The organism is Salinivibrio sp. MA440, assembly GCF_001996265.1.
Lineage (GTDB): Bacteria > Pseudomonadota > Gammaproteobacteria > Enterobacterales > Vibrionaceae > Salinivibrio > Salinivibrio costicola.
Genome location: NZ_MUFI01000081.1, coordinates 1 through 5,414, shown reverse-complemented (window position 1 = coordinate 5,414; position 5,414 = coordinate 1). Strand labels below are relative to the sequence as shown.

The following is a 5,414-nucleotide window of genomic DNA, read 5'->3' as shown; positions in this document are numbered from 1 at the left end:
GTCGTTTCCAACGGTTATYCCCCTCGTCAGGGCAGGTTCCCAGCCGTTACTCACCCGTCCGCCGCTCGACGTCCAGTAAATCCACCGAAGCTTCAATACTGCCGTTTCCGCTCGACTTGCATGTGTTAGGCCTGCCGCCAGCGTTCAATCTGAGCCATGATCAAACTCTTCAATTAAAGTTTTGGTGTTTGCTTTTCCWAAGAAAAGACAAACGGCTCGATAAATACTGTTTTGTTCRTCTCTTGCGAGACAAACGAATTGACTGTGCCGAAYAACGTAAAMGTTRTWTCGTATTGGTCACTCAGTTCATCGAATAAATCTTTTTGTCTATTCTCAACGAGTGCCCACACAGATTGCATAGGTCAAATTGTTAAAGAGCGTGTCGATTCGTGGTTGGCATTTCGTGACTTACGTCTCGTTGCCCCGTCGACAGGAAGCGCAGTATAGAGATCTCAGTTTTTACCGCAACCCCTAAATATAAAAAAAAAGCGCCTTGCTGCTCGTTTGTTCACAAAACAAACAAAAACAGACAAAAGGCCCCTTTTTCCGGTCGTTGAGAGCTTTTCTAGTCGTGGAGAGCGAGAGATGGCTGGTGCTCACGCTCCCTCAATACAAAAAAACAATTAGTGCAAGTGCGATTGTTGCCTTTCCTCCGCACGCTCTTTCGCTCGACAATAACGCACAGCGCCCCACGCCATGAGCAAAAGCACAAAAGGAATTGCGCCAGCGGTCCATTGCGCCCATGTGTAATAGGCAAGTGTTTCAATAATAATGATGTGGCCAAGGATCAGTAACGCTGCACAAATTATTGCGACCACCATCATGCTCATCTCTTGTTTCATCTTTTCCTCCCAAGCTGGTATTGCACATCCAGTTTAAAGGGAAAAGTGCCGTCGCGGCCTAGTACAAAGTGATCACTATTTAACTGGTACAGGTGACGCGGCGAGTAACGATGAGAGAGCCGTCGCAATCTGATTTAACCCATCACACTCGGCATCATTGTGCTCGAGCTCTCTTGTTACTTTTCCATCAATCGAGAGATTGAGACGAAAGCAATGATTAAACCGTCCATCTGTCGCAAACAATGCACCCGGGGCGATGGTCACACCAAACGGCCTTAACGCCTGAAACAGATCACGCGTATCGATGTTTTTATCCAATGTAACCCACAAAAAATAACCGCCTTTGGGTTCGCTAACCGAGGCACTGGCCGGTAAGATCGCTTTGAGTTGGGTGAGGACCTGGTTTTGACGAGTAGACAGCGTTTCACGTAATCGGCGTAAGTGCGCGTCATAGCCGCCTTGTTTTAAGTAATCAGCAATCGCCAGTTGATTGGGCGCCCCTACGGCTAAGCTCGAAACGGACTGACGCTTCTCTATTTGCATCGCATAGCACCCTGCCGCGACCCAGCCCACTCGAAAACCAGGTGCAAGCTGTTTGGAGAAAGAGCCGCAATGTAAGACGCCGCCTTGCGCATCATAGGCTTTTAAAGGCATGGGCCGTGAAGGGGTGAAATAGAGCTCACCATATACATCATCTTCGATAAGTGGGACTTGATGAGACGCAAGTAGGCTAACCACACGGGGCCGGTCATCATCTGGAATCGATGCCCCGGTAGGATTATGAAAGTTACTCATTAACCAGCATGCCGATACTTGGTGTGAGATTAAGGCGTGCTCAAGCGCATTTATATCAATACCAGAACTTGGATCAACCGATACAGCAACGGGTTCAAGTTGTAGCCTTTCAAGCGTTTGCAGTACCCCATAAAAAGCGGGTGCTTCGATAATGACTTTATCACCAGGTTGAGTGAGTGCGGCTAATGACAAACTTAATGCTTCTATTGCACCGTTGGTGATAATGATTTCGTCAATGCCAACTTTAATGCCTTGACGCAGATAGCGTTGGGCAATCAACCGACGCAGCCCAGTGTCACCGGGTGGTAAAATAGTAAAGTGGTCTGGATGTGAAGACTGACGAAGCACTCGCGCCATTGCCCGTCCCAAGGCTTGCATGGGGAACAGTTGAGGATCGGGAAATGCCGAACCAAATGGATAGCGCGTTCCTTGGTGACTAGCACTGATCACATCAAAGACATCCTGATGCGTGGAGAGCCATTGAGAATCAGCTTGCGGCCTCGCCAATACATGCTCTGCCAACTGGTTATAATGAGGGCGAACAAAAAAACCGGACCGAGGTCTCGCTTCAACCCAGCCATCAGCTTCCAACTGTTCATAAGCACGCATCACTGTCATTGGACTCACGCGCTGGAGACGGCTCATTTCTCTTACCGATGGGATCCGCTCGCCGACTTGCCAAACGCGCTGCTGGATTTGTGCTTCGATCCAACGAGCAATGTCTTGATAACGCACTTGCACCTTACTACTCCCTCTTTTTGCTTATCGAGGGATCATACCTTGGGCCGTCAGGATTAGCGGGATAGAATGTGGCGGATTGTGACTTGCACATCGCTTATGCGGGCGCATAACGAAAAAAGCCCCAGTCTTTAGACTGGGGCTTTTTTGGGATTTGGTGCCGAGAGAGGGACTTGAACCCTCACACCCGTTAAGGCGGCGGATTTTGAATCCGCTGCGTCTACCAATTCCGCCATCTCGGCAAGTGCGGCCAATTATACGTACCGCCCTTTCGAGTGCAAGCACAAAAAGCAAAAAAGTGTTTGTTCGCATTATTTTTAACCAACTCAGGACACTAAGATACACTTATGCAGAAAAAATCCCCATAGTTGGTCAAAAAACAACAGCCTAGTCTTACTCGCCAAGACAGTGTCTGTGCTAGGCTAGCATCGAATTGAATTCTGGGATGTAAACACCAATGCAAACGTCTTCTATCGCTTGTCCAACCGCAGGTTTTTTTCGCCGCTTAGCGGCCTGGGTCTATGATATTCTAGTGGTTGCCGCACTTCTTATGCTTGCGGGGGGCGGCATGATGGCATTGCTCGCGATCGCACAAGCGCTCGGCATGTCTATCGCGCCCTACCAAGATATCAGTGACTTTCTCACCCATCACCCCATTGTTAACCCATTATATACAGCGTATTTAGCCTGTGTCATCGGTGGGTTCTATGGCTATTTTTGGTGTAAGGCAGGACAAACACTCGGGATGCGAGCATGGCGCCTGCGCCTGCAAAATACCGATGGCAGTAATATTCGCCCCACTCAGGCACTGATCCGCATGGCAACGGCCTGCTTTGGCCTTGGCAACCTCATTGTTATCTTCGATATCAATAATCGCGCTTTCCAAGACCATTTTTCTGAGTGCGATATGATTGTGCTGCCAAAACCCACCAAAAAGAAATAACGCCCTCATCAATAGGGCGCAAGTGCGCCCTTTCCTATGCGGACTTCGGTTTAAGCCAACCGCTAATTTGATTTAAAACAAGAAAAGCCTAATTATCTCACGTTGGAACCCTTGGTGTTTTATCCTGTTTTATTCATCATTAACGCCCACCACTTATGACTAATTAAGCAATCTGCTCACATAAACGCTATCGAGCAAAGGGATAATATCTGCCTTACGCTGCAAGTAGATACATTTTAATCAATAAAAACCCATCTTTTCCTTGGCGAAAAAAAGGATAAGTACGCGTAAAAACCAACATAACATTCACTTTAAAATTTAAGCTCATCTTTTTAATAAAAAGCCACATTTCCTTTTGTGAGATATCACCAAGAAGTCAGAAGCCTCTCGCTTTTACAATAAAGACAAAGCAAATGTTTATTGCTCAAAATAATAATGACGTGAAACTTAACGCTTTACCTCAACACGTGTAGTACGCGCCTGTACTGAGAAGAGGTATGAGGAGAAACCATGAGTAACCAGAGTGTTCCTGAGAAAAAAGGTTGGTTTGCCAATCTGAAGTTCCCATCCGCTTATACGATACTGTTTATTCTTATTGCCGTCGTTGCCGCCCTAAGTTGGGTCGTACCCGCAGGGCAATACGACCGCACCATGAACGAAGAGCTTGGTCAACAAGTCCCTGTATCAGGCACTTATCAGCAAGTTGAGAGTAATCCGCAAGGCATCGTGGATGTCCTTTTAGCCCCCATTGATGGCTTTTATAATCACCAAACTTATGAAGCGGCGGCCATTGATGTCTCCCTGTTTATTCTTATTATTGGCGGCTTTTTAGGGCTGGTGACGAAAACGGGCGCCATTGATGCTGGTATTGAGCGGGTCACCAAACGCTTGGAAGGGCGCGAAGAGTGGATGATCCCTATCTTGATGGGCCTATTTGCCGCAGGGGGCACCATCTACGGGATGGCTGAAGAATCACTCCCCTTCTATACCTTGCTTGTGCCTGTGATGATGGCCGCACGTTTTGATCCTGTCGTTGCCGCTGCCACCGTGCTACTTGGCGCAGGTATTGGCACATTAGGCTCAACCATTAACCCGTTTGCGACTGTGATTGCTGCCAATGCCGCAGGCATTCCTTTTACCGACGGTATTCTGCTGCGCCTCGCCATTTTGGCCATTGGTTGGCTCATTTGTGTCGCTTATGTCATGCGCTATGCTCGGAAAGTACGCGCTGACCAAAGCCAATCCATTGTTTATGACCAGTATGAAAGTAATAAAAAACATTTCCTTGGCGAGCACGATGATAATCAAAGCCTAGACTTCACCGCCACACGTAAGGTCATCCTTACCGTTTTTGCCGGTGCATTCGCGGTCATGATTTATGGCGTCTCCTCGCTCGGATGGTGGATGGCCGAGATCTCAGCCGTGTTCTTAGGGGCCGCCATTATCATTGGTCTTATTGCGCGCATGAGTGAAGAGGAAATCACCACCAGCTTTATAGATGGGGCGAGAGACCTACTTGGTGTAGCGCTGATCATCGGTATTGCGCGCGGTATTGTGGTGATCATGGACAAAGGCATGATCACCGACACCATACTGAATAGCGCGGAAAGCCTAGTATCGGGCTTGTCGTCATTTGTGTTTATCAATGTGATGTATTGGCTTGAAGTACTTCTGTCTTTCTTGGTGCCCTCATCATCAGGACTGGCTGTTCTAACCATGCCAATCATGGCGCCCCTCGCTGATTTCGCCAACGTCGGTCGCGAATTAGTCGTCACCGCTTACCAGTCAGCCTCTGGCTTGGTCAACCTAGTGACTCCGACGTCTGGCGTGGTCATGGGCGGCTTAGCCATTGCGCGTGTACCCTATGCGAAATGGATAAAATGGGTTGCTCCCCTGCTTGGCATTTTAACTATCATGATTATGGTTATGCTCAGCGTCGGTGTCATGCTGTAAACACTATCACCGCAACACACGCGCACTTGCGATAAGCAAGTGCGCTTTTTTTTGCCTAAAAACGACCTTGACCTGCTTTATTTTTTTGTCGCTTTGTATTTTTAACAATAAAACAACATTTTTAACAACAAGCAGTATAATAA

General features: G+C 47.8%; 4 protein-coding genes, 1 tRNA gene and 1 rRNA gene. 2 read left to right on the top strand and 4 right to left on the bottom strand.

Annotated elements, in window-relative coordinates; all coding sequences use genetic code 11:
- The 4 genes from BZG80_RS15430 to BZG80_RS15415 form a co-directional block, all read right to left on the bottom strand.
- A 16S ribosomal RNA gene (locus BZG80_RS15430) occupies nucleotides 1-176 on the bottom strand; the annotation flags it as partial.
- A gap of 447 nt (nucleotides 177-623) precedes the next feature.
- Nucleotides 624-842, bottom strand: coding sequence for a hypothetical protein (locus BZG80_RS15425; RefSeq protein WP_021023412.1), 219 nt, complete (start codon nucleotides 840-842; stop codon nucleotides 624-626).
- A gap of 75 nt (nucleotides 843-917) precedes the next feature.
- Nucleotides 918-2,378 carry an aminotransferase-like domain-containing protein gene (locus BZG80_RS15420; RefSeq protein ID WP_077577409.1) on the bottom strand — a complete coding sequence of 487 codons (1,461 nt, stop codon included), beginning with the start codon at nucleotides 2,376-2,378 and terminating at the stop codon, nucleotides 918-920.
- Between the two features lie 152 nt (nucleotides 2,379-2,530).
- A tRNA-Leu gene (locus tag BZG80_RS15415) sits at nucleotides 2,531-2,617 on the bottom strand.
- A gap of 215 nt (nucleotides 2,618-2,832) precedes the next feature.
- Between BZG80_RS15415 and BZG80_RS15410 the strand changes: the two genes are divergently transcribed.
- Both BZG80_RS15410 and BZG80_RS15405 read left to right on the top strand, forming a co-directional pair.
- Nucleotides 2,833-3,318, top strand: a complete 486-nt coding sequence (locus BZG80_RS15410) for an RDD family protein (protein WP_077459918.1) — start codon at nucleotides 2,833-2,835, stop codon at nucleotides 3,316-3,318.
- Nucleotides 3,319-3,828: 510 nt separating this feature from the next.
- On the top strand, nucleotides 3,829-5,271 hold the full coding sequence (locus BZG80_RS15405; protein WP_021023409.1) for a YfcC family protein: 1,443 nt from the start codon (nucleotides 3,829-3,831) through the stop codon (nucleotides 5,269-5,271).
- Nucleotides 5,272-5,414 lie beyond the last annotated feature (143 nt).

What these genes read in the sequence shown, in the direction of transcription:
- BZG80_RS15410 (WP_077459918.1), top strand. Translation starts at nt 2,833, where the DNA reads ATGCAAACGTCTTCTATCGCTTGTCCAACCGCAGGTTTTTTTCGCCGC.
- BZG80_RS15405 (WP_021023409.1), top strand. Translation starts at nt 3,829, where the DNA reads ATGAGTAACCAGAGTGTTCCTGAGAAAAAAGGTTGGTTTGCCAATCTG.
- BZG80_RS15425 (WP_021023412.1), bottom strand. Translation starts at nt 842, where the DNA reads ATGAAACAAGAGATGAGCATGATGGTGGTCGCAATAATTTGTGCAGCG.